This is a genomic window from Brevundimonas sp., from assembly GCF_046295075.1.
GTDB lineage: Bacteria > Pseudomonadota > Alphaproteobacteria > Caulobacterales > Caulobacteraceae > Brevundimonas.
In genome coordinates, this window is sequence record NZ_JBKBOC010000005.1 from 154,384 (window position 1) to 171,523 (window position 17,140).

Genomic DNA, 17,140 nt, shown 5'->3' on the forward strand with positions numbered 1-17,140 from the left:
ACCCTTTCGACATGACAGGGCGGCTAGACAACCGCCAGTTACGAAGGTGTAATCCGACGCAGGATCAACCCTCGTCTTCGTCTTCCTTGAGCAGCTCTTCCTTGGTGATCGGCGTATCGGTCACGTCGGCGACGCCCACGATCAGGTCGACAACCTTCTCTTCATAGATGGGGGCGCGCATCTGGGCGGCGGCGTTGGGATTCTGGCGGTAGAAGTTCAGGACGGCCTGTTCCTGGCCCGGATAGTTGCGGGCTTCCTGCAGGATGGCGGCGTTCAGCTCCTGGTCGGTGACCTGGACGTTGTTGGCGCGACCGATCTCGGCCAGTACCAGGCCCAGACGGACGCGACGCTCGGCGATCTTGCGGTATTCGGCCTTCAAGTCCTCGTCGGACTTGGCGGCGTCTTCTTCCGGCAGGCGGCCAGCGGTCTTGTCGGCCTCGACCTGTTGCCAGATGCCTTCGAACTCGGCGTCCACCATCTTCGGCGGCAGCGGGAAGTCGTGGGCTTCGTCCAGCTGGTCCAGCAGGGCGCGCTTCAGCTTGAAGCGGGCGGCGCCGGCGTATTGCTGGTTCAGGTTCTGGCTCAGCAGTTCCTTCAGCTTGTCCAGGGATTCCAGACCGATGCGCTTGGCGAAGTCTTCGTCGACCTTGGCTTCGACCTCGGCCTTGATGGCCTTCACCTTGACGTCGAAGGTGGCCAGTTTGCCGGCCAGGTGAGCGGCCTGGTATTCTGCGGGGAAGGTGACCTCGATGGTCTTTTCCTCACCGACCTTGGCGCCGGTCAGTTGTTCTTCGAAGCCGGGGATGAAACGGCCCGAGCCAATCACCAGGTCCGCGTCCTCAGCGGCGCCGCCGTCGAAAGGCTCGCCGTCCAGCTTGCCCAGGAAATCGATGGTCAGTTGGTCGCCTTCGGCGGCCTTGGCGGTCTTGCCCTTCTTGTCCTCGTAGGACTTGGCCTGGCCGGCCAGCTCGGTCAAAGCCTCGTCCAGATCGGCGTCCGAGGCTTCGTAGGTCGGACGGTCCAGCTTCAGGGTCTTGGGGTCAATCGGCGTGAAATCGGGCATGATTTCCAGAGCCATCTCATAGGCTAAGTCTTCCTCGCCCTTGATGACCTTGTCCATGTCGGACGTCAGCTTCATCTCGGCCGGGGCTGCCGGACGGACCTTGGCCTCGTCCAGAGCCTTCTGGCTGGATTCGTTCAGCTCGGCGTTGATGATCTCGCCCATGAACTCACGGCCGAAGGTCTTCTTGACGTGGGCGACCGGCACCTTGCCCGGACGGAAGCCCTTTAGCTTCACCTGCGGGGCGACTTCCTTGACGCGGGCTTCGAGCTTGGCGTTCAGCTCCGCAACGGGAATGGTCACCGCGATCACGCGGCTGAGGCCTTCGTTCGACTTTTCGACGACTTGCATGGTCGGGATTCTGACGCTCTGTGGCGCATGGGCCTTAAGGACGGCCGGCGCGGAATGGATAAAGCAAGAAGGCCGCCCTGCCCCAGGTCTTGGGAAGGAGCGGCGCCTCGAAGCCCGCCCTTATGTCGAGAAGGGCCCCAAAGGTCAACGCGGGCGTGATCGCGGCCGGTGGTTTCGCGCATCAGGCAGGGTTATGTTGACCGCATGAGCCAGCCCGCCTCCCCCATCGGCGTCTTCGTCACGCCCGTCACCCCGCTTCAGCAGAACTGCACCACCGTCTGGTGCACCGCCACTAACAAGGCCGCCGTGATCGATCCGGGCGGATCGGTGGACGTCATTCTGGGCGAGGTTCTGCGGCGCGGCCTGACGCTTGACCAGATCTGGATCACCCACGGCCATCTGGATCATGCGGGCGGTGCGGCCGAGATGCAGGAGAAGACCGGCGTCCAGATCACCGGCCCTCAGAAGGCCGACCAGTTCTGGATCGACCGAATCGTCGAGAGCGGCCGGATGTACGGTCTGCCCGACGCCCGCCCCTTCACGCCTGATCGCTGGCTAGAGGATGGCGACACGGTATCGCTGGGCGAAACGACCTGGGAGGTGCGTCACTGTCCCGGCCATACGCCGGGCCACGTCATCTTCTTCAATCGCGCGGCGCGTTTTGCTCAGGTCGGGGACGTCTTGTTCAAGGGATCGGTCGGCCGCACTGACTTCCCGATGAGCGATCCGCCGGCCTTGATCCGCTCGGTGATCGAAAAGCTCTGGCCGCTGGGCGACGACGTCACCTTCGTGCCGGGGCACGGACCGATCTCGACCTTTGGCGAGGAACGCCGCATCAATCCCTTCGTGTCGGACGCCGCAATGAGACAGGCCCCGATCCAGCGTGAGCCGGCGGGGCCTGCCTAAAGCTCTCGCCTGGATCAGCGGCGCAGGATCATACCGATGATCACGCCGATGCCCAGCGCATACAGGGTCGCCTTCATCGGACTGTCCTGAATGTCTTCCTGGACGCGATGCACGCGACCCGAAATCTTCTCGCGCACCAAGCCTACGTCTTCGCGCACCGCTTGGCGAATGGAGGCGGTTTCGCCGAACGTGCGGCGTTCGCCGGCGGCAAGAATGGCGTCGGCTTCGCGGTCCAGACGCTGCGTCAGATCGTCATCGTCCAAAACGATGTCGTCTGGCGAAGGCGAAGTAATGGGTGTGTTGGTCATGTCGATCTCCGGGTTCGCACAACAAACCGACCGGGCGACCAGTGGTTCCTTTGAACGTCCATGGCGGGGTCGCGTTGGTTACGGGCAAGGAGAAGATCATCATGACCTACATCGAACCCACCCCCACGACACCCCAGCCGGAAATCCAGCCCGAGACCACGCCTCAACCGGAAATCCAGCCGTCCGATACGCCCGATGAAGTTCCACCGATGGAACCTGATGGCGGGGGTGAAGGTGATTCCAGGCCTTATGGAGCCGTGTGAAGTCAAACCACGAAGACGTTCAGGGGTGTGACAGTAAAACAGGGTTCCGAACGGAACCGTCACCGAGTCACAGGGTTCACTTCAGCAAGCGCAACGGCAGCACTGAAAGGACCCCGATGGACAGCCAGCCCACACGACCCTCCGGCGTTTCCAAGCGAGGTTTCGCCTCCATGGATCCCGAACGTCAGCGCGAAATCGCGCGCAAAGGGGGCGCAAGCGTCCCCAGTGAAAAACGCAGCTTCTCCCAGGATCGCAGTCTCGCCGCACAGGCCGGCCGCAAGGGTGGAGAAGCGTCGCACGGAACCAAGAAAGACGCGGACGCCGCCGACGGCGAATAATCCGCTGAGATCTATAAAAATAGGGCGGCCCGTCGATCGACGCGCCGCCCTTTTTCTTTGTGCGTTGGGGCGAGCGCTTTTCGACGCCCCAAAGCCGATTCAGGCCCGGAGCAGAGCCAAAGCCACGCTGGGTTCGGGCGACACGTCGGTACGCACAACGGACCAGCCGGACGCCTTAGCCATGGCTTCGACGGACTCTGGCGTGAACTTGCGCGAACTTTCGGTGTGGATCGTCTCGCCGCTCATGAAGCGGAACGACTGATCGCCGATGCGGGCCGTCGTCGGGGTGACAGCCTGCAGATGCATTTCCATCCGTGACGCCTCGGGGTTCCACACGGCGCGGTGCGTAAAGGCGTCCAGATCGAAATCGGCGTCCAGTTCGGCATTCGCCCTAACCAGCAGATTGCGGTTGAATGCGGCTGTGACTCCTTGGCTGTCGTCATAGGCGACGACCAGGATCGCCGGATCCTTGACCAGATCGACGCCCAGAATGAACAGCGCCCCCTCCCCCAGCATATGCCGCGCCGCCGCCAGGAAACGCTCGGCCTCGTCCGGTTGCAGATTGCCGATTGTCGAGCCGGGGAAGAAACCGATGCGGCGTCCCTGCGGCAAATCGTCTGGCAAGGGCGCCAGATGTTCGAAGTCGCCCAGCACCGGCTGAACCCTCAGGCCGGGATAATCCGCCCGAATGCGGGTCGCGGCGTCCAGCAAGGCCGTCTCGCTGATGTCCAGCGGCACATAGGCCCCCAGGTCGGGCACGGCGTCCAGCAGGATACGGGTCTTCTCGCTGGCTCCGGATCCGAACTCCACCAGCACGGCGTCCGGCCCGAAATCGGCGGTCAGGGCCGCCGCGCTTTCGCGCAACAGCGCCGTCTCTTGCCGCGTCGGATAGTATTCCGGCAGGGCCGTGATCTCTTCGAACAGGCGTGACCCTTCGGCGTCATAGAACCATTTGGGCGGCACGGCCTTCTGGTCGCGCGACAGGCCATCGACCATGTCGCGCCGGAACCCTGCGGTCTGGGCGTCGTCCGTCGGCGCGGCGTGCCTGTGCGGGGCGTCTTCGGCTAGTCTCAGACCCATGAAGGCCCACCTTTGTTGCGGGTAGAAGAAGTTCCGATACGTCACGCGGGCATGATCGGACGGCGTGGCGAAGGCGCCGCCGCGCAGAACCATCTGATTGGCCATGAACTTGCCGTTGTATTCGGCGGCCGTGCCGGACGTCGGCTGGAAGCCAGGGTAAGGCGCATAGGCGCTGGAGGTCCACTGCCAGACCTCGCCAGACAGGTTCGAAAATCCCTCGGGCGCGGTCGTCGCCGCATGTTCCCATTCCGCCTCGGACGGCAATCGTTTGCCGGCCCAGCGCGCATAGGCGTCGGCCTCATAGAAGCTGACATGACGCACGGGCGCGGCGTGATCGACCGGGGTGCGGCCGGTCAGGCCCATGACCGTCCAGTCGCCGCCGTCACAGCGCCAATACAACGGCGCGGTCCAACCCTCGGCCTTCACCGTCGCCCAGCCGTCCGAAAGCCAAAGGTCCGACCGGGTGTAGCCCCCATCCTCGATAAACCGGATCCAGTCGCCGTTGGTCACCAGATCGGCGGCCAGCGCGAAAGGCTCCAGCCAGACCCGGTGCGCCGGGCCTTCATTGTCGAAGGCGAAGCCGGCTCGGCCATGACCGATCGACACCAGGCCCGCATCGAACGCGACCACGCCGCCGAGCATCGCCTCGACCGGCCGCTCGCGCGGCTCCACCTCATAGGCGGCCGGATCGAGCGGCGAACGCGACATCAGGTTCAACAGATCCATCAGGAACAGTTCCTGATGCTGCTGGTCGTGATGCAGACCCAGTTCGAACAGATATCGCTCAAGCCCGCTCGACGGCCCCTGCGCCAACCAGGCGGCCATGCGTCGGTCGATCTCGCGGCGATAGCCCAGCACCTCATCGACCGAGGGGCGGGTCATCAGCCCACGCTGGTCGCGCGGCACCCGCTCGCCCAGCGCTTCATAGTAAGAGTTGAATAGTTGCTGGAAACGCGGATCGACAGGCCGATAATCTGGATCGGACGCCAGGATCAGCGCTTCGAAAAACCAGCTGGTGTGGGCCAGGTGCCATTTGCCGGGGCTGCAATCAGTCATGGACTGCGCCGACAGGTCTTCGACCGACAGTCCCTGGGCCAGGGCGGGCATCGCCGCCCGAACGGCCCTGAACCGCGCCACGTCCGACGCCGCCCTCGTATCGGGCTCGAATCGAGCATTCATGTCAGCCGTTCCGTCCCGCGCCAGTCCCGATGCCCCGACCGGGCGTCGCGTCGTTCAAGCAGATCGAACGTCACGCCACGGTCGGGGTTCCCAGGTGAGTGGTCAGGGATTTGGTAAGCCTGGCTACGAATTCAACGCACCGACCTGCCGCCATGCTTGGCGTATTCCAGCCGGGCGATGGTGCGGTTGTGGACCTCGTCCGGGCCATCGGCGATCCGCAGGGTGCGCACCGTCGCATAGAGTTCGGCCAGGGGCGTATCGCCCGAGACCCCGGCGCCGCCGAACGCCTGGATGGCGTCGTCGATGACCTGAAGCGCCATGCGGGGCGCGGCGACCTTGATCTGGGCGATTTCGGAACGGGCGTTCTTGGCCCCCGCCTGATCCATCATCCAGGCGGCCTTCAGCACCAGCAGGCGACACATCTCGATATTGGTGCGGGCGTCGGCGACCCGCTGTTCCCACACCGAATGTTCGGCCAGCTGCTTCTTGAACGCCGTCCGATTCAGCAGTCGCACGACCATCAGCTCCAGCGCCCGTTCCGCCGCCCCGATCACGCGCATACAGTGGTGGATCCGACCGGGGCCAAGCCGCCCTTGGGCGATCTCGAACCCCCGGCCCTCGCCGGCGATCAGGTTTTCGACCGGCACGCGCACGTTCTCCAGCACCACCTCGGCATGGCCGATGGGCCGCTCGTCATAGCCGAACACCGTCAGCATCCGCTCGACGCGGAAACCGGGCGTGTCCACGGGCACGATGACCTGCGACTGCTGGGCATGGCTGGCGGCGTCGAAGTCGGTTTTGCCCATGACGATGGTCATGGCGACGTTCGGATGCGCCATATTGGTCGACCACCATTTGCGGCCGTTGATGACATAATGGTCGCCGTCGCGCTCGATCCGGGTCTGGATATTGGTGGCGTCGGACGAGGCGACCTCGGGCTCGGTCATCAGGAAGGCCGAGCGGATCTCGCCGGCCATCAACGGCTTCAGCCAGCGGTCCTGCTGGGCGGCGTCGCCGTACATGTGCAGGACTTCCATATTGCCGGTGTCGGGGGCGTTGCAGTTGAACACCTCCGACGACCACAGATGGGCGCCCATCATCTCGGCCAGCGGCGCATAGTCGAGGTTGGTCAGACCCGCGCCGTGCTCGCCCGGCAGGAACATGTTCCACAGACCGGCGTCACGCGCGGCGGCCTTCATCGCTTCCATAACCGGCGGCTGGCGGGTCGAGTCCTCGCGCACCTGCGCGAAATATTCGTGCTCGCGGGGGATGACCTGTTCGTCCAGGAAGCGGCGGACCCGGGCGTGCCAGTCCAGGGCCCGGTCTGAATGCTTGAAGTCCATGGCGTTATCCTCTTCCCGTTCGCGCCTCTGCCGGGCGCTCGATACGAAAACGGCGCGGCCCCGATCAGGAGCCGCGCCGCCATAAATGGTCGTTCAGACCGGCATCAGCGCTTCAGCAGCGGAGCCAGCTTCTGGGCGATCATCATGTCGCCGGCGATCTTCAGCTTGCCCTGCATGAAGGCCATCATCGGATCCAGCTTGCCTTCCGACAGGGCCATGAAGTCATCCCACTTCATCGAGACGGTGGCGTCGGCGGGCTTGTCTTCGTTCGTCACCGTGTTCGGCACTGAGGCGCCGTCGATGTAGATCTTGCCCTCGTCGCCGAGGTCGAGCTTCACGGTCTTGCCGAGACCGGAGTTGTCGCCGACGGCGCCGCGGATGTGTTCGGTGACTTGTGCGAGATCGGGCATTGGGGGCGTCTCCCTAAAAGGACGTTGTGAACTACGGGTTAGCCCGCATCGGCGAGGGCGCCAAGATCACGTCGGGTAAAGCTCGCGTCACTTCTGCGGATCGCCATCCCGAAACCGTCGTTTCCTCGCCGGCTCAGCGTCCAACGACCGGCGGCGGCCGGCGCGCCTGCGTGACCTGTTCGAAGGCGTAACCCAGCGACAGGATACGTGCGTCGTCCCACTTGCCGCCCAGGAAGCTCAGACCCACCGGCATCCCCCGATCAAAGCCCATCGGCACGGTCAGATGCGGATAGCCGGCGACGGCGGCCAACTGGCTGGCCGAGCCCTCCATGTCGTCCTCGTCCTTGGGATCGTTGGTCCAGGCCCGCGAAGTCGTCGGGGCGATCAGGGCGATCACGGCATTGTCTCGCATCAGTTGGTCGATCCCCTCCGGTCCCGCCAGCCGCAGCGAAGTCGCGCGCGCTTCCAAGTAGTCAGCCGCCGTCAGATCGCCCATCGCCTGAGCGCGCTCGAAAATGTCCTGACCGAACAGCACCGTCTCGCGCGGCTCGGCGGCGTTGAAGACGATCACGTCAGCCAGGCTGCGGGTGCGGACCTGTTCCGGGTCGGTCGAGGCCAGATAGGCGTTCAGGTCGTGCTTCAGTTCGTACAGCAGCACCTTGAACTCGGCCGCTCCGATGACCCGACCGTCCGGCCCCTCCGGCAGATCGACCAGCACGGCGCCAGCGTCGCGCAGGGCCTGAAGGTTCTGTTCGAATACCGCCTGGGTCTCGGCCGAATACCCCTTCAGGAACCGCATCACCCCGATCCGCGCGCCGCGCAGAGAACCGGCATCCAGCCCGGCGGCATAGTCCACCTTTCGCGCGTCGGCCTCGACCGTGGCGGGATCGACCGGATCGGATCCGGCGATGACCGTCAGCACCTTGGCGGCATCCCGGACCGTCGTCGCCATCGGCCCGGCCGTATCCTGGGAATGGCTGATCGGCACGATGTGGGTCCGCGACACCAGACCGACGGTGGGTTTGAACCCGACCACGCCGTTGACCGAGGCCGGACAGGTGATCGACCCGTCCGTCTCCGTCCCGATGGCGACCGGCGTCAGGCCCAGCGCCACCGCCGCCCCGCTGCCGGACGATGATCCGCACGGCGTACGCGCGGGATCATAGGGGTTCAGCGTCTGCCCCCCGACCGCGCTCCAGCCGCTGATCGAGTCCGACGAACGGATATTGGCCCATTCCGACAGATTGGTCTTGCCGACGATCACCGCACCGGCGGCTCGCAATCGGGTCACGAGCGGCGCATCGCGACCCGGCGCGTTGTTCGCCAAAGCCAGCGACCCGGCCGTCGTCGGCATGTCCGCCGTCTCGATATTGTCCTTCAGCAGGATCGGCATGCCCGAAATCGCCGACACGCCCCGGCTGGGCGAGGTCTCGGTCCAGCGCAACACCGCATGAGCGGTGTCATTCGCCCGACCCGCCGCGACCACGGCGGACGCGGACGGATAGGCGCCCTGCCCGGTCGCGCAGCCCGCAAGGGCCAGCGCGGCCGCAGCGGCCAGGATCAGTCGGCGGCGGGCTCGGCCCGCTTGCCGATCGTGCGATCCAGGAAGTCGAGATAGGTGCGCCATTGCTGCAGTTGCCTCGGTTCGCCGCGGACGCCGTGTCTCTGGCCGGGATAGAGCATCATCTCGAACGGCATGCTCTTGGCCTGCAAGGCGTCGATCACGCGGGTGGCGTTGCCGAAGATGACATTGTCGTCGGCCATGCCGTGCAGGATCAGCAGACGACCGGTCAGATCATCGAGGCGCGGCAGGACGTCGGTGGCGGCGTAGCCTTCCGGATTGTCCTGCGGCGTGGACATGTACCGTTCGGTATAATGGGTGTCGTACAGGCTCCATTCCGTCGGCGCGGCGCCGGCTAGGGCCGAGGCCAGACCGGCCTCGGGCTCGGTCACGGCCAGCAGGCTGAGGAAGCCGCCGAAGCTCCAGCCCATCATGGCGATCCGGTCCGCATCGACATAGGGCAGAGTCTTCAACCATTTGGCGGCTAAAGTCTGATCCTCGACCGCCGGAATGCCCAGACGGCGATAGATGCTGGTCTCAAACGCCTGGGAACGGTCGCCCTCGCCGCGATTGTCGACGCGGAAGACGATGTATCCGGCCTCGGTCAGCAACTGATTGGTCAGCGGCTGCCAGCTCTTCTGCACGCCCGCGCCAGTTCCGGGACCGCCGTAGACCTGCATCACCACCGGATATTTCTTGGACGGGTCGAAGTCCGGCGGGGTGGTCATGCGCCAGACCAGGGTTTCGCCATGGCTCTGGATCGTGCCGAACTCGGGCGCGCGCAGACGCGAGACATAGGGGGTGAACGGATGGGCGGCGTCCAGCCGGTTCTCCTCGATCCAGCGCACCCGCGTGCCGTCGATCCGGTACAGGGCCGATTGCGTCGGCGTCGCCGGATCGGAATAGTTGCCGACATAGGCCGTCGCCGGCCCGTTGACCGACACGCTCCACCAGCCGCCGCCCGGCGTCACCGCCACCGGATCGACCGTCCGGTTCAGACTGGCGCGGAACATCTGCTGTTCGATCGGCAATTCCTCGCCGTCGCGCATTGAGGCGGTGAAATAGACCTCGCCCGTCTGTTCGTTGACCCCGTCCAGATGCTTGACCGGATAGTCGCCGCGCGTGATCGCCCTCAGGCGCCGCCCATTGCGGTCGTACAGATAAAGGTGCCGCCAGCCGCTGTCCTCATTGGACCAGATGAACCGGCCGTCCGCCAGCACGCGGAAGTCGTTGTTCAGATCGACCCACGCCTGGGCCTTCTGGCTCAGGATCACCCGCGACGCGCCCGTGGTCGGATCGACGCTGAGCAGGTCCAGCGTCTTCTGGTCGCGCGACTGGCGCTGGACATACAGGGTCTTGCCGTCGCCGGCCCAATCGACCCGCGCCAGATAGCTATCGGTGTTGGAGCCCAGGTCCACCTTGACCCTTCCCCCGCCCTGCAGGTCGCGGACATACAGTTCGACCACCGCATTGGGCCGGCCGGCGCGGGGATAGCGCTGCTCGACCATGGTCGCGCCGGCGCCGGTGATCTCGAACCGAGGCACGATGTCCACCGGGCTTTCGTCCACGCGGGTCAGGGCGATGTAGCGTTCGTCCGGGCTCCACCAGTATCCGGTGTCGCGGTCCATTTCCTCCTGGGCGATGAACTCGGCCGTAGCCCAGGTGATCAGGCCGGCGCCGTCGTCGGTGATCGGCGTCTCCTGGCCGCTGGCCAGATCATAGACGACCAGGTTCTGATCACGGACCCAGGAAACATAGCTGCCCTTGGGCGAAACCTTGGCGTCGATCTCGTCGGCCGGCGTCTCGGTCAGGCGCCGCACCTTGCCGTCGGCCCGATTGGCCAGGAAGATGTCGCCTTCCAGCGGCGCCAGGATGTAGCGGCCCTGCTGGTCCCACGAATATTCGACCACGCCGCGCGCGCTGATCCGCATCCTCTCGCGCCGCGCCTTTTCGGCCTCCGACAATTCTCCGGCGTCTGGAACCAGCGCCTGGGCGTCGATCAGCTTGTAGGGTTCGCCCTCGCCCGTCGGCGCGGCCCACAGGTCCTGGACGTCCACATTGTCCTCGCGCGAGCGCAGGAAGGCGACCAGCTGCCCGTCGGGCGACAGGCTGACCCCTTTGGCCACCGGGCCGTTCAGGCTGGGGCTGGAGAAGACCCGTTCGGGCGTCAGGATGTTGGAGGATGTCTCCTGTGCAAGCGCGGAGCTTGCCGACAGAAGGATGGTCGAGGCGAGAAGAACTGTGCGCATGGTCGCGGACGCTAGCGGCGCTTCTGCAAGCCGTCACGAGGAAAAGTGGTCGCCGGACGAAAGGCTTTTCCTTCCCTGCGAGGGGTTCTCAGATTAGAGAGACCGCACCATGACCGACGCCGCCCTCTCCTCCGCTCCCGTGAAAGCCAGCCCGTTCAACGAACTGGAGGTCCTGTGGGTCCGCCATTGGACTGACAGCCTGTTCAGCTTCGGCGTGAAAAGGCCCGAGGATTTCCGCTTCCGCTCGGGCGAGTTCGTGATGATCGGCCTTCCGGGCGAAGACGGCGGCAAACCGGTCCTGCGCGCCTACTCCATCGCCAGCCCCAACTGGGCCGAGGAGCTGGAGTTCTTCTCGATCAAGGTCGCCGACGGCCCCCTGACCTCGCGCCTGCAGAAGATCGTCGCCGGCGACACGGTGCTGATGGGCAAGAAGCCGACCGGCACCCTGGTCCTGGACGCCCTGACCGGCGGCGAGCGCCTGTTCCTGATCGGCACGGGCACCGGCCTGGCGCCCTGGCTCAGCGTCGCGCGCGATCCCGAGACCTATTCCCGTTTCGGCCATGTCTATGTGATCCACACGGTCCGCAGCGTCGCCGACTTGGCCTATCGCGAATTCTTCACGCGCGAGATCCACGACGATCCGCTGATCGGCGACGAGGCCAGGGCGCAGCTGACCTATTACCCGACGGTCACGCGCGAAGCCTTTGAGAATCCGGGCCGGATCACCGACCGGATCAAGTCCGGCGACTTCTTCCGCGACCTGGGCCTGCCCGACGGTTTCGATCCCGCCCGCGACCGCGTCATGCTGTGCGGCTCCATGGCCATGATCAAAGAAGCCGGCGAACTGCTGGAGACCTACGGACTGAAGGAAGGCTCCAACGCCGAACCCGCCGACTACGTCCTGGAGCGCGCCTTCGTCGGCTGACGGTCTTGGCTTGCGCGGCGTGACCCGCTAACCCCACCGCCATGCCCCACCCTGCTCTTGTCGCCGTCGACGCCCGCGTCGATCCCTCCGAATGCCATTCGATGGCCGACGTCCGCCAGGGCGTCGACGCCCTCGACCGCGCCCTGGTCGCCCTGCTGGCCGAACGTCAGCGCTATATGGAGGCGGCCGCCCACATCAAGCCCGACCGCGACGCCGTCTTCGACCAGGCCCGCATCGACGACGTGGTGGCCAAGGTTCTGGTCGCCGCCGAGGCGCATAACCTGTCGCCCGACATCGCCGAACCCGTCTGGCGCCTGCTCATCGACCGCTGCATCGCCCACGAGTTCGCGACATACGACCGGACTCGCAGCTAGGTCGATAAAATGGTAACTTGCGGTCATGGCTCGACCGGAAACCTCCATCTTCAACAATCACGACGCAGAGGCGGATGCGCGTTCTCTTGCGGAGGCTGAGGCCGACATCGTGGCCGGTCGCGTCGTCCCGCATGAAGACGTGGTCGAGTGGCTGAAGACCTGGGGGACGCCGCAAGAAGGTCCGCCTCCGGCCAAATGGAATATCGATGGCTGAGGTCATCTGGACGGCGAAAGCCATTCGGAACGTCGAAGCCATCCGAACATACATTGCTCAGTTCAGTCCGCTGGCCAGTCAGCGCATGGCCCTACGCCTCATGTCAGCCGGCGCAAGCCTGGCTGAACATCCCGAAAGAGGCGCACCCATCCCCGGCGGCCGTCGTCAACTGACCCACATCCCGCCCTACCTGCTTCGGTACAAGGTCGTCGGCGCGCGCGTCTTCATTCTGGATGTCCGGCATGCTGCAGAGAATGCATCGTAGCCCAACGGCCTCAGACGCTTCAGCCATCCTATTTTCGGAAGCGTGATCGTTTGATTTCAGCCTCTTAAATGCGAGCAGCGTCAATCGACCTACCGCTCCCTCCGGGCGCCGTATAATGGCCGTTCGGTCTTTGACATCGCTGCGCGCTTAACCAGCCGAAATTGCACTTTCTTGCACTTTGCACGCGTTTTCGGAGTGCAGTGCAATTTAGCACATCCGTCTAAGTTGGACTCACTTGGACACTTGGACTGTTTTTTCCCGAGTCCAACTTCCGCCCCTACAGCCTCAGGCCTTGAGGCTCCGCAGCATCAGCTCGTGGCGATAGGCCGCGACATCCGCCAGCGCCGCCTCAAGGGCATCTCGGACCCGCTCCAGCGCCGGCGCGGCCAGCGTCTGGTCCGCGCCCTCCGCCTCGGCGCATATCGCCGCCAGGTCTCGCGCCCCGATGCCCGCCGCTGCGCCCCGTATCGTGTGAACCCCGTCGCGCCAGCCCTCGGCCTTGGGGTCCAGCATGACGGACCACAGGCCGGCCTGCTGGACGAACAGTCCCAGCACCTCTTCATTGATAGCGTCGTCGTCGCCCGTCATGCCGTTCAGAACGGCGAAATCGACCGCGCCCGTCACATCGCGCAGCGCCATCAGGCCGCCGTTTCCTCGCCCTTGGCCAGGCGCGAATTCTTGGACGACCAAAGCAGATAGATCGCTACGCCAACCACGTTCCAGACCAGGAATCCGATCTGCGTCACCGGCTTCAGGCTCAGGAAGAAGACGATGCAGCCGATCACGCTGACCGCGCCCACCAACGGCCACAGCGGCGCCTTGAACACACGCCTGCGGCCCGGCTCGCGAATCCGCAGCACGATCAGGCAAACCCCGACCGAGCAGAAGGCCGCCAGCGTCCCGGCGTTCGCCAGCGACGCCAGCTCGTCCAGCGGCAGCAGCCCCGCCAGGATCGCCACCACCACGGCAGTGAACACCGTCACGACCGCCGGCACGCCCCGGCTCGACACCTTGGCCAGACGACGCGGCAGCAGGCCGTCGCGCGCCATGCCCAGAAAGATGCGGCTCTGGCCGAACAGGAAGGCCAGCAGCACGGTGGGAAGCGCGATCACCGCCGCCGCCGCAATCCACTGTGCCGCCGTCCCCTGCCCCATCTCACGCAGGATCAGCGCCAGGGGCTCCGGACTGCTGGCGAAGCTCGCCACCGGACGCGCGCCGATCGCGGCGGCCGCCACGACCAGATAAAGCGCCGTGCAGATCAGCATGGACCCGACGATGCCGATGGCCAGGTCGCGCTCGGGCTTCTTGGTCTCCTCCGCCGCCGTCGAGATGGCGTCGAACCCATAGAAGGCGAAGAAGATGATGGCGGCCGCCGCCATCACCCCGGTCTGGACGAAGGGCGCGCCGAAGCCGTTGGGCATGAAGGGGGTGAAATTCTCGGGCTTGAAGGCCGGCAGGGCGATGGCCACGAACACCACCAGCGCCGCGATCTTGATCAGCACAAGCACCGCGTTCAGCGTCGCGCTCTCCTTGGTGCCCAGCAGTAGGAGGCCCGTCACCACCCCGATGATGGCTACCGCCGGCAGGTTGATGATCCCGCCCGCGTGCGGCCCGGCGACCAGCGCCAGCGGCAGGTCGACGCCCAACCCGCTCAGGAAACCGACGGCATAGCCGGACCAGCCCACCGCCACGGCGCTGACCACCAGCGAATATTCCAAGATCAGGCTCCACCCCACGACCCAGGCGATCATCTCGCCCAGCACGGCATAGGAATAGGTATAGGCGCTGCCCGCCGTCGGCATCATGGTCGACAGTTCGGCATAGGCCAGGGCCGCGCAGGCGCAGACCAGCCCCGCCAGGCCGAAGCTGATCATCACCGCCGGCCCCGCCAGCCCGGCCCCGACGCCGATCAGGGTCAGAATGCCGGTCCCGACGATGGCGCCCACGCCCAGGGCCAGCAGGTGCGGCCAGCTCAGCGTCGGTTTCAGACGCGGTCCGTCGTGCGGCGCCAGCATGGTGTCGATTGATCGACGCCGGTTCCAGAAGGCCATGAAGCTCGCTCCCCCGCCGCTTGCCGCAGCTGATTCCGTGCGGACCATAACCCGCCGAAGAAAGTTTGCGAAAGCGCTTGCCAACCCCCGAACCGCTGGGTAGTAGGAGCGCCCTTCGGCAAGGCCTCTCGCCCCCGAAGACGCAGACGATCGGTCGGGTGATTAGCTCAGTTGGTAGAGCAGCTGACTCTTAATCAGCGGGTCGTAGGTTCGAACCCTACATCACCCACCATCGTCTTTCCAAGCCATTGAAATCCTGACAATCCCTTATCGGGGTTGACTTTGCGCGCCGAAAAGACCCTCCAATTACCCTCCAAAAAAGGAGCGGTGGCATATGGCTAAGGGACTGACTCGCGACGGGCCGGGTTGCGTCTGGATCGCGCGAAAGGCAGTCCCGGCGACGGTGCGTGACATCGTCAACGCACTACCCGCCGATGACCCTCGGCGCGCTGTCTTCATCGGACCTACAGGCCGCGCTCGCGCCGAACTCTGGGAGTCCACTGGCCATGTGGACTTGGGCGAGGCCCAGGCCCAAGGCCGCAACATCCATGAACGATGGAACCGGGCAATTGCGGGCCTGCGCAAGCGCGGAAACCCACAGAACGTGGCCCATGCCCTCGACCTGATCGAGGGATGGCGGTCGAACAAGGTCGCTTGGGCTTTAGGTTTCGGGGCCATGATTGATCTGTTCGGCGCCGAGGGCGGCAAGGTCGAGATGAGCCTGGACGGCGCCCGCCTTGAGGTGAAGCATCTCGACCTTTCCGCTCCCTCGTCGAGCGAGACGCCCGGCCTGACCACCGGCGCCGTTAATTGGGCGGCGGCCTATTTCGCCGCCGCACCAGAACTCGACCGAGGACTGACGATCCCCCCGGCAACGCATCATCTAATCCGACTGCTACGAGAGGCCGAAACGGCGCCGGAGCGCTGGCGTGACATCGACGGCTTTGACGCCCGTCTTCAAGAGGTCGTCGGCCCGCTGGACGCCAAGGTCCGGACAGTGGTCCGCCCCACCTTCGCCAAGGCTTGGCGAGAGGTCGCTGACGCCGAAGAAGCCGAGCGCCGTTTCGCCGCCACCCTCTTGCTCGTCACAGCGAACGCCGACGCCCCTGTCGTCGCGGCGGCGCCCGCTTTCGCCCCCACTTTCGCTGACAAGACGCTGAGCGAACTGCTTGACGCCTACGAAGCCGACTTCGTCGCGACCCATAACGCAACTAAGGACTTGGTAGCCCCCCTCCGCGCCCTCAAGGAATTCTTCGGCGAGGGCCGGTTCGTCCGGTCGATAGAGAACGAAGACGCGCGAGCCTTCGCCGCGTTCTGCGAGAAAATCCCTGCCAACGCGGGAAAACTCTACAAGGACACTCCGCTCGCCGATGCCATCGAACGCGCCCAGGCGGACGGAAAGCCGCCGGTCTCTCGCAACACGGCCCGTCGCTACATTACGTTCGCCTCAATGATCTGGAACTGGGCAGGCAAAAACGACTTCGCCGACCGCAATCCATTCCGAGGCCGCGCGGGTCCCCGAAAAGCCAGCGTGAGGCGCGAGGGCTTCACAGACGCCGAACTTGCCGCATTCTTCGCCGCCCTCCAGCCCTATAAGGCGGATGGCAAGGCGCTGTTCTTCGTGCCCGCCCTGGGCCTCAACGGAGCCAGAATTAGCGAACTGCTTCAACTGAGAGTCGGGGACGTGAAAGAATTTGAGGGGACGCCGTATCTGGATTTGTCGCCTTTCGACGAGACCGGCCGACGAGATGACGACAAGAGCCACAAGAACGCAGGAAGCGAACGGCTGGCGCCCATCCATCCGTTGGCAATCGAAGCCGGGATCATGGACCTTGTGGCGCGCAGGAAGGCCGAAGGTGCCACGCGTCTCTTCCCCGAGATCAAGCCGCGCATCCAAAAGGGCGGCAAGGTGGATTGGGCGCACTACTACTCGAAGCGCATCAACAAAATTTTAGATGATGCTGTAACAGACGCGCCTCGGCTCGTCGGTGGTCATGGATTCCGCCACACTCTACGTGAAAGATACAGAAAGCACGACATCCTTGAGGAAGTCCTGGACGCAATTGGCGGATGGTCTCAACAGACTGTAGGACGCCGTTACGGTCGTAATGAAGTGAAGATGCTTGCAGATAACTTAGCGAAAATCAATTTCGGCCAACTCAAAATCTGAGTACTGGGTCGATCTTCTGCTCGTCCGACATAGACGGCCCTTGGACGACTCCAAACGATACGAACTTCGTATTAAAGCACGTTTGTTTCAAAT

Annotated in this window: 17 protein-coding genes and 1 tRNA gene; 9 read left to right on the plus strand and 9 right to left on the minus strand. The window is 64.8% G+C overall.

Going from position 1 to position 17,140, the window contains the following annotated elements:
• Nucleotides 1-64: 64 nt before the first annotated feature.
• Complete coding sequence (tig, locus tag ACK4MH_RS06450; RefSeq protein ID WP_409716297.1) at nucleotides 65-1,411, minus strand: trigger factor; 1,347 nt, start codon at nucleotides 1,409-1,411, stop codon at nucleotides 65-67.
• Between the two features lie 204 nt (nucleotides 1,412-1,615).
• Here tig and ACK4MH_RS06455 point away from each other — a divergent pair, with 204 nt between their 5' ends.
• Entirely contained in the window at nucleotides 1,616-2,317 is a 702-nt protein-coding gene (locus ACK4MH_RS06455) for an MBL fold metallo-hydrolase (RefSeq protein WP_409716299.1), read from the plus strand.
• 14 nt (nucleotides 2,318-2,331) lie between these two features.
• Here the strand turns inward: ACK4MH_RS06455 and ACK4MH_RS06460 are convergent, their stop codons facing one another.
• A complete protein-coding gene (locus tag ACK4MH_RS06460) occupies nucleotides 2,332-2,625 on the minus strand; it encodes a hypothetical protein (RefSeq protein WP_409716301.1) in 294 nt (97 codons plus the stop codon).
• 101 nt (nucleotides 2,626-2,726) lie between these two features.
• Here ACK4MH_RS06460 and ACK4MH_RS06465 point away from each other — a divergent pair, with 101 nt between their 5' ends.
• Nucleotides 2,727-2,888 carry a hypothetical protein gene (locus tag ACK4MH_RS06465; RefSeq protein WP_409716303.1) on the plus strand — a complete coding sequence of 54 codons (162 nt, stop codon included), beginning with the start codon at nucleotides 2,727-2,729 and terminating at the stop codon, nucleotides 2,886-2,888.
• Nucleotides 2,889-3,004: 116 nt separating this feature from the next.
• Nucleotides 3,005-3,226 (plus strand): general stress protein, encoded by a 222-nt coding sequence (locus ACK4MH_RS06470; protein ID WP_346495335.1) that lies wholly within the window; start codon nucleotides 3,005-3,007, stop codon nucleotides 3,224-3,226.
• Between the two features lie 99 nt (nucleotides 3,227-3,325).
• Here ACK4MH_RS06470 and egtB read toward each other — a convergent pair whose 3' ends face one another.
• From egtB to ACK4MH_RS06495, 5 genes are all read right to left on the minus strand, one after another.
• Nucleotides 3,326-5,485: an ergothioneine biosynthesis protein EgtB gene (gene egtB, locus ACK4MH_RS06475; protein WP_409716305.1), complete on the minus strand. Its 2,160-nt coding sequence runs from the start codon at nucleotides 5,483-5,485 to the stop codon at nucleotides 3,326-3,328.
• Between the two features lie 131 nt (nucleotides 5,486-5,616).
• Complete coding sequence (locus ACK4MH_RS06480) at nucleotides 5,617-6,828, minus strand: acyl-CoA dehydrogenase family protein (protein ID WP_409716307.1); 1,212 nt, start codon at nucleotides 6,826-6,828, stop codon at nucleotides 5,617-5,619.
• Nucleotides 6,829-6,932: 104 nt separating this feature from the next.
• The gene (locus ACK4MH_RS06485; RefSeq protein WP_135195860.1) at nucleotides 6,933-7,238 is read right to left on the minus strand and encodes an SCP2 sterol-binding domain-containing protein; all 306 of its coding nucleotides are present in this window, start codon (nucleotides 7,236-7,238) and stop codon (nucleotides 6,933-6,935) included.
• Nucleotides 7,239-7,371: 133 nt separating this feature from the next.
• Nucleotides 7,372-8,865 carry an amidase gene (locus tag ACK4MH_RS06490; protein WP_409716309.1) on the minus strand — a complete coding sequence of 498 codons (1,494 nt, stop codon included), beginning with the start codon at nucleotides 8,863-8,865 and terminating at the stop codon, nucleotides 7,372-7,374.
• Nucleotides 8,799-11,048, minus strand: a complete 2,250-nt coding sequence (locus tag ACK4MH_RS06495; RefSeq protein WP_409716311.1) for a DPP IV N-terminal domain-containing protein — start codon at nucleotides 11,046-11,048, stop codon at nucleotides 8,799-8,801. The genes ACK4MH_RS06490 and ACK4MH_RS06495 overlap by 67 nt, the downstream gene beginning before the upstream one ends.
• Before the next feature lie 109 nt (nucleotides 11,049-11,157).
• Here ACK4MH_RS06495 and ACK4MH_RS06500 point away from each other — a divergent pair, with 109 nt between their 5' ends.
• Genes ACK4MH_RS06500 through ACK4MH_RS06515 form a run of 4 tightly spaced genes read left to right on the plus strand, consistent with a single transcriptional unit; the run spans nucleotide 11,158 to nucleotide 12,826 of the window.
• The gene (locus ACK4MH_RS06500; RefSeq protein WP_409716313.1) at nucleotides 11,158-11,973 is read left to right on the plus strand and encodes a ferredoxin--NADP reductase; all 816 of its coding nucleotides are present in this window, start codon (nucleotides 11,158-11,160) and stop codon (nucleotides 11,971-11,973) included.
• A 41-nt stretch (nucleotides 11,974-12,014) separates the two neighbouring features.
• Entirely contained in the window at nucleotides 12,015-12,347 is a 333-nt protein-coding gene (locus ACK4MH_RS06505) for a chorismate mutase (RefSeq protein ID WP_409716315.1), read from the plus strand.
• Nucleotides 12,348-12,372: 25 nt separating this feature from the next.
• Entirely contained in the window at nucleotides 12,373-12,561 is a 189-nt protein-coding gene (locus ACK4MH_RS06510) for an antitoxin (RefSeq protein ID WP_409716317.1), read from the plus strand.
• Nucleotides 12,554-12,826 (plus strand): type II toxin-antitoxin system RelE/ParE family toxin, encoded by a 273-nt coding sequence (locus ACK4MH_RS06515; protein ID WP_409716319.1) that lies wholly within the window; start codon nucleotides 12,554-12,556, stop codon nucleotides 12,824-12,826. Before ACK4MH_RS06510 ends, ACK4MH_RS06515 begins: the two co-directional genes overlap by 8 nt.
• A gap of 285 nt (nucleotides 12,827-13,111) precedes the next feature.
• Here the strand turns inward: ACK4MH_RS06515 and ACK4MH_RS06520 are convergent, their stop codons facing one another.
• Both ACK4MH_RS06520 and ACK4MH_RS06525 read right to left on the minus strand, forming a co-directional pair.
• Nucleotides 13,112-13,465, minus strand: a complete 354-nt coding sequence (locus ACK4MH_RS06520) for an Hpt domain-containing protein (protein ID WP_409716321.1) — start codon at nucleotides 13,463-13,465, stop codon at nucleotides 13,112-13,114.
• Complete coding sequence (locus ACK4MH_RS06525; RefSeq protein WP_409716323.1) at nucleotides 13,465-14,877, minus strand: amino acid permease; 1,413 nt, start codon at nucleotides 14,875-14,877, stop codon at nucleotides 13,465-13,467. The genes ACK4MH_RS06520 and ACK4MH_RS06525 overlap by 1 nt, the downstream gene beginning before the upstream one ends.
• A gap of 156 nt (nucleotides 14,878-15,033) precedes the next feature.
• Here ACK4MH_RS06525 and ACK4MH_RS06530 point away from each other — a divergent pair.
• Both ACK4MH_RS06530 and ACK4MH_RS06535 read left to right on the plus strand, forming a co-directional pair.
• Nucleotides 15,034-15,109, plus strand: a tRNA-Lys gene (locus ACK4MH_RS06530).
• Between the two features lie 102 nt (nucleotides 15,110-15,211).
• Nucleotides 15,212-17,047, plus strand: a complete 1,836-nt coding sequence (locus tag ACK4MH_RS06535) for a hypothetical protein (RefSeq protein WP_409716325.1) — start codon at nucleotides 15,212-15,214, stop codon at nucleotides 17,045-17,047.
• Nucleotides 17,048-17,140 lie beyond the last annotated feature (93 nt).

Excerpts from the sequence above, each read along its gene's own strand:
- ACK4MH_RS06520 (WP_409716321.1), bottom strand. The coding sequence starts at position 13,465 with ATGGCGCTGCGCGATGTGACGGGCGCGGTCGATTTCGCCGTTCTGAAC.
- ACK4MH_RS06460 (WP_409716301.1), bottom strand. The coding sequence starts at position 2,625 with ATGACCAACACACCCATTACTTCGCCTTCGCCAGACGACATCGTTTTG.
- tig (WP_409716297.1), bottom strand. The coding sequence starts at position 1,411 with ATGCAAGTCGTCGAAAAGTCGAACGAAGGCCTCAGCCGCGTGATCGCG.
- ACK4MH_RS06490 (WP_409716309.1), bottom strand. The coding sequence starts at position 8,865 with ATGGCGCACCTATCTCGACTTCCTGGATCGCACGATCGGCAAGCGGGC.
- ACK4MH_RS06525 (WP_409716323.1), bottom strand. The coding sequence starts at position 14,877 with ATGGCCTTCTGGAACCGGCGTCGATCAATCGACACCATGCTGGCGCCG.
- ACK4MH_RS06510 (WP_409716317.1), top strand. The coding sequence starts at position 12,373 with ATGGCTCGACCGGAAACCTCCATCTTCAACAATCACGACGCAGAGGCG.
- ACK4MH_RS06455 (WP_409716299.1), top strand. The coding sequence starts at position 1,616 with ATGAGCCAGCCCGCCTCCCCCATCGGCGTCTTCGTCACGCCCGTCACC.
- ACK4MH_RS06465 (WP_409716303.1), top strand. The coding sequence starts at position 2,727 with ATGACCTACATCGAACCCACCCCCACGACACCCCAGCCGGAAATCCAG.
- ACK4MH_RS06470 (WP_346495335.1), top strand. The coding sequence starts at position 3,005 with ATGGACAGCCAGCCCACACGACCCTCCGGCGTTTCCAAGCGAGGTTTC.
- ACK4MH_RS06495 (WP_409716311.1), bottom strand. The coding sequence starts at position 11,048 with ATGCGCACAGTTCTTCTCGCCTCGACCATCCTTCTGTCGGCAAGCTCC.
- ACK4MH_RS06515 (WP_409716319.1), top strand. The coding sequence starts at position 12,554 with ATGGCTGAGGTCATCTGGACGGCGAAAGCCATTCGGAACGTCGAAGCC.
- ACK4MH_RS06500 (WP_409716313.1), top strand. The coding sequence starts at position 11,158 with ATGACCGACGCCGCCCTCTCCTCCGCTCCCGTGAAAGCCAGCCCGTTC.
- ACK4MH_RS06505 (WP_409716315.1), top strand. The coding sequence starts at position 12,015 with ATGCCCCACCCTGCTCTTGTCGCCGTCGACGCCCGCGTCGATCCCTCC.
- ACK4MH_RS06535 (WP_409716325.1), top strand. The coding sequence starts at position 15,212 with ATGGCTAAGGGACTGACTCGCGACGGGCCGGGTTGCGTCTGGATCGCG.
- egtB (WP_409716305.1), bottom strand. The coding sequence starts at position 5,485 with ATGAATGCTCGATTCGAGCCCGATACGAGGGCGGCGTCGGACGTGGCG.
- ACK4MH_RS06480 (WP_409716307.1), bottom strand. The coding sequence starts at position 6,828 with ATGGACTTCAAGCATTCAGACCGGGCCCTGGACTGGCACGCCCGGGTC.
- ACK4MH_RS06485 (WP_135195860.1), bottom strand. The coding sequence starts at position 7,238 with ATGCCCGATCTCGCACAAGTCACCGAACACATCCGCGGCGCCGTCGGC.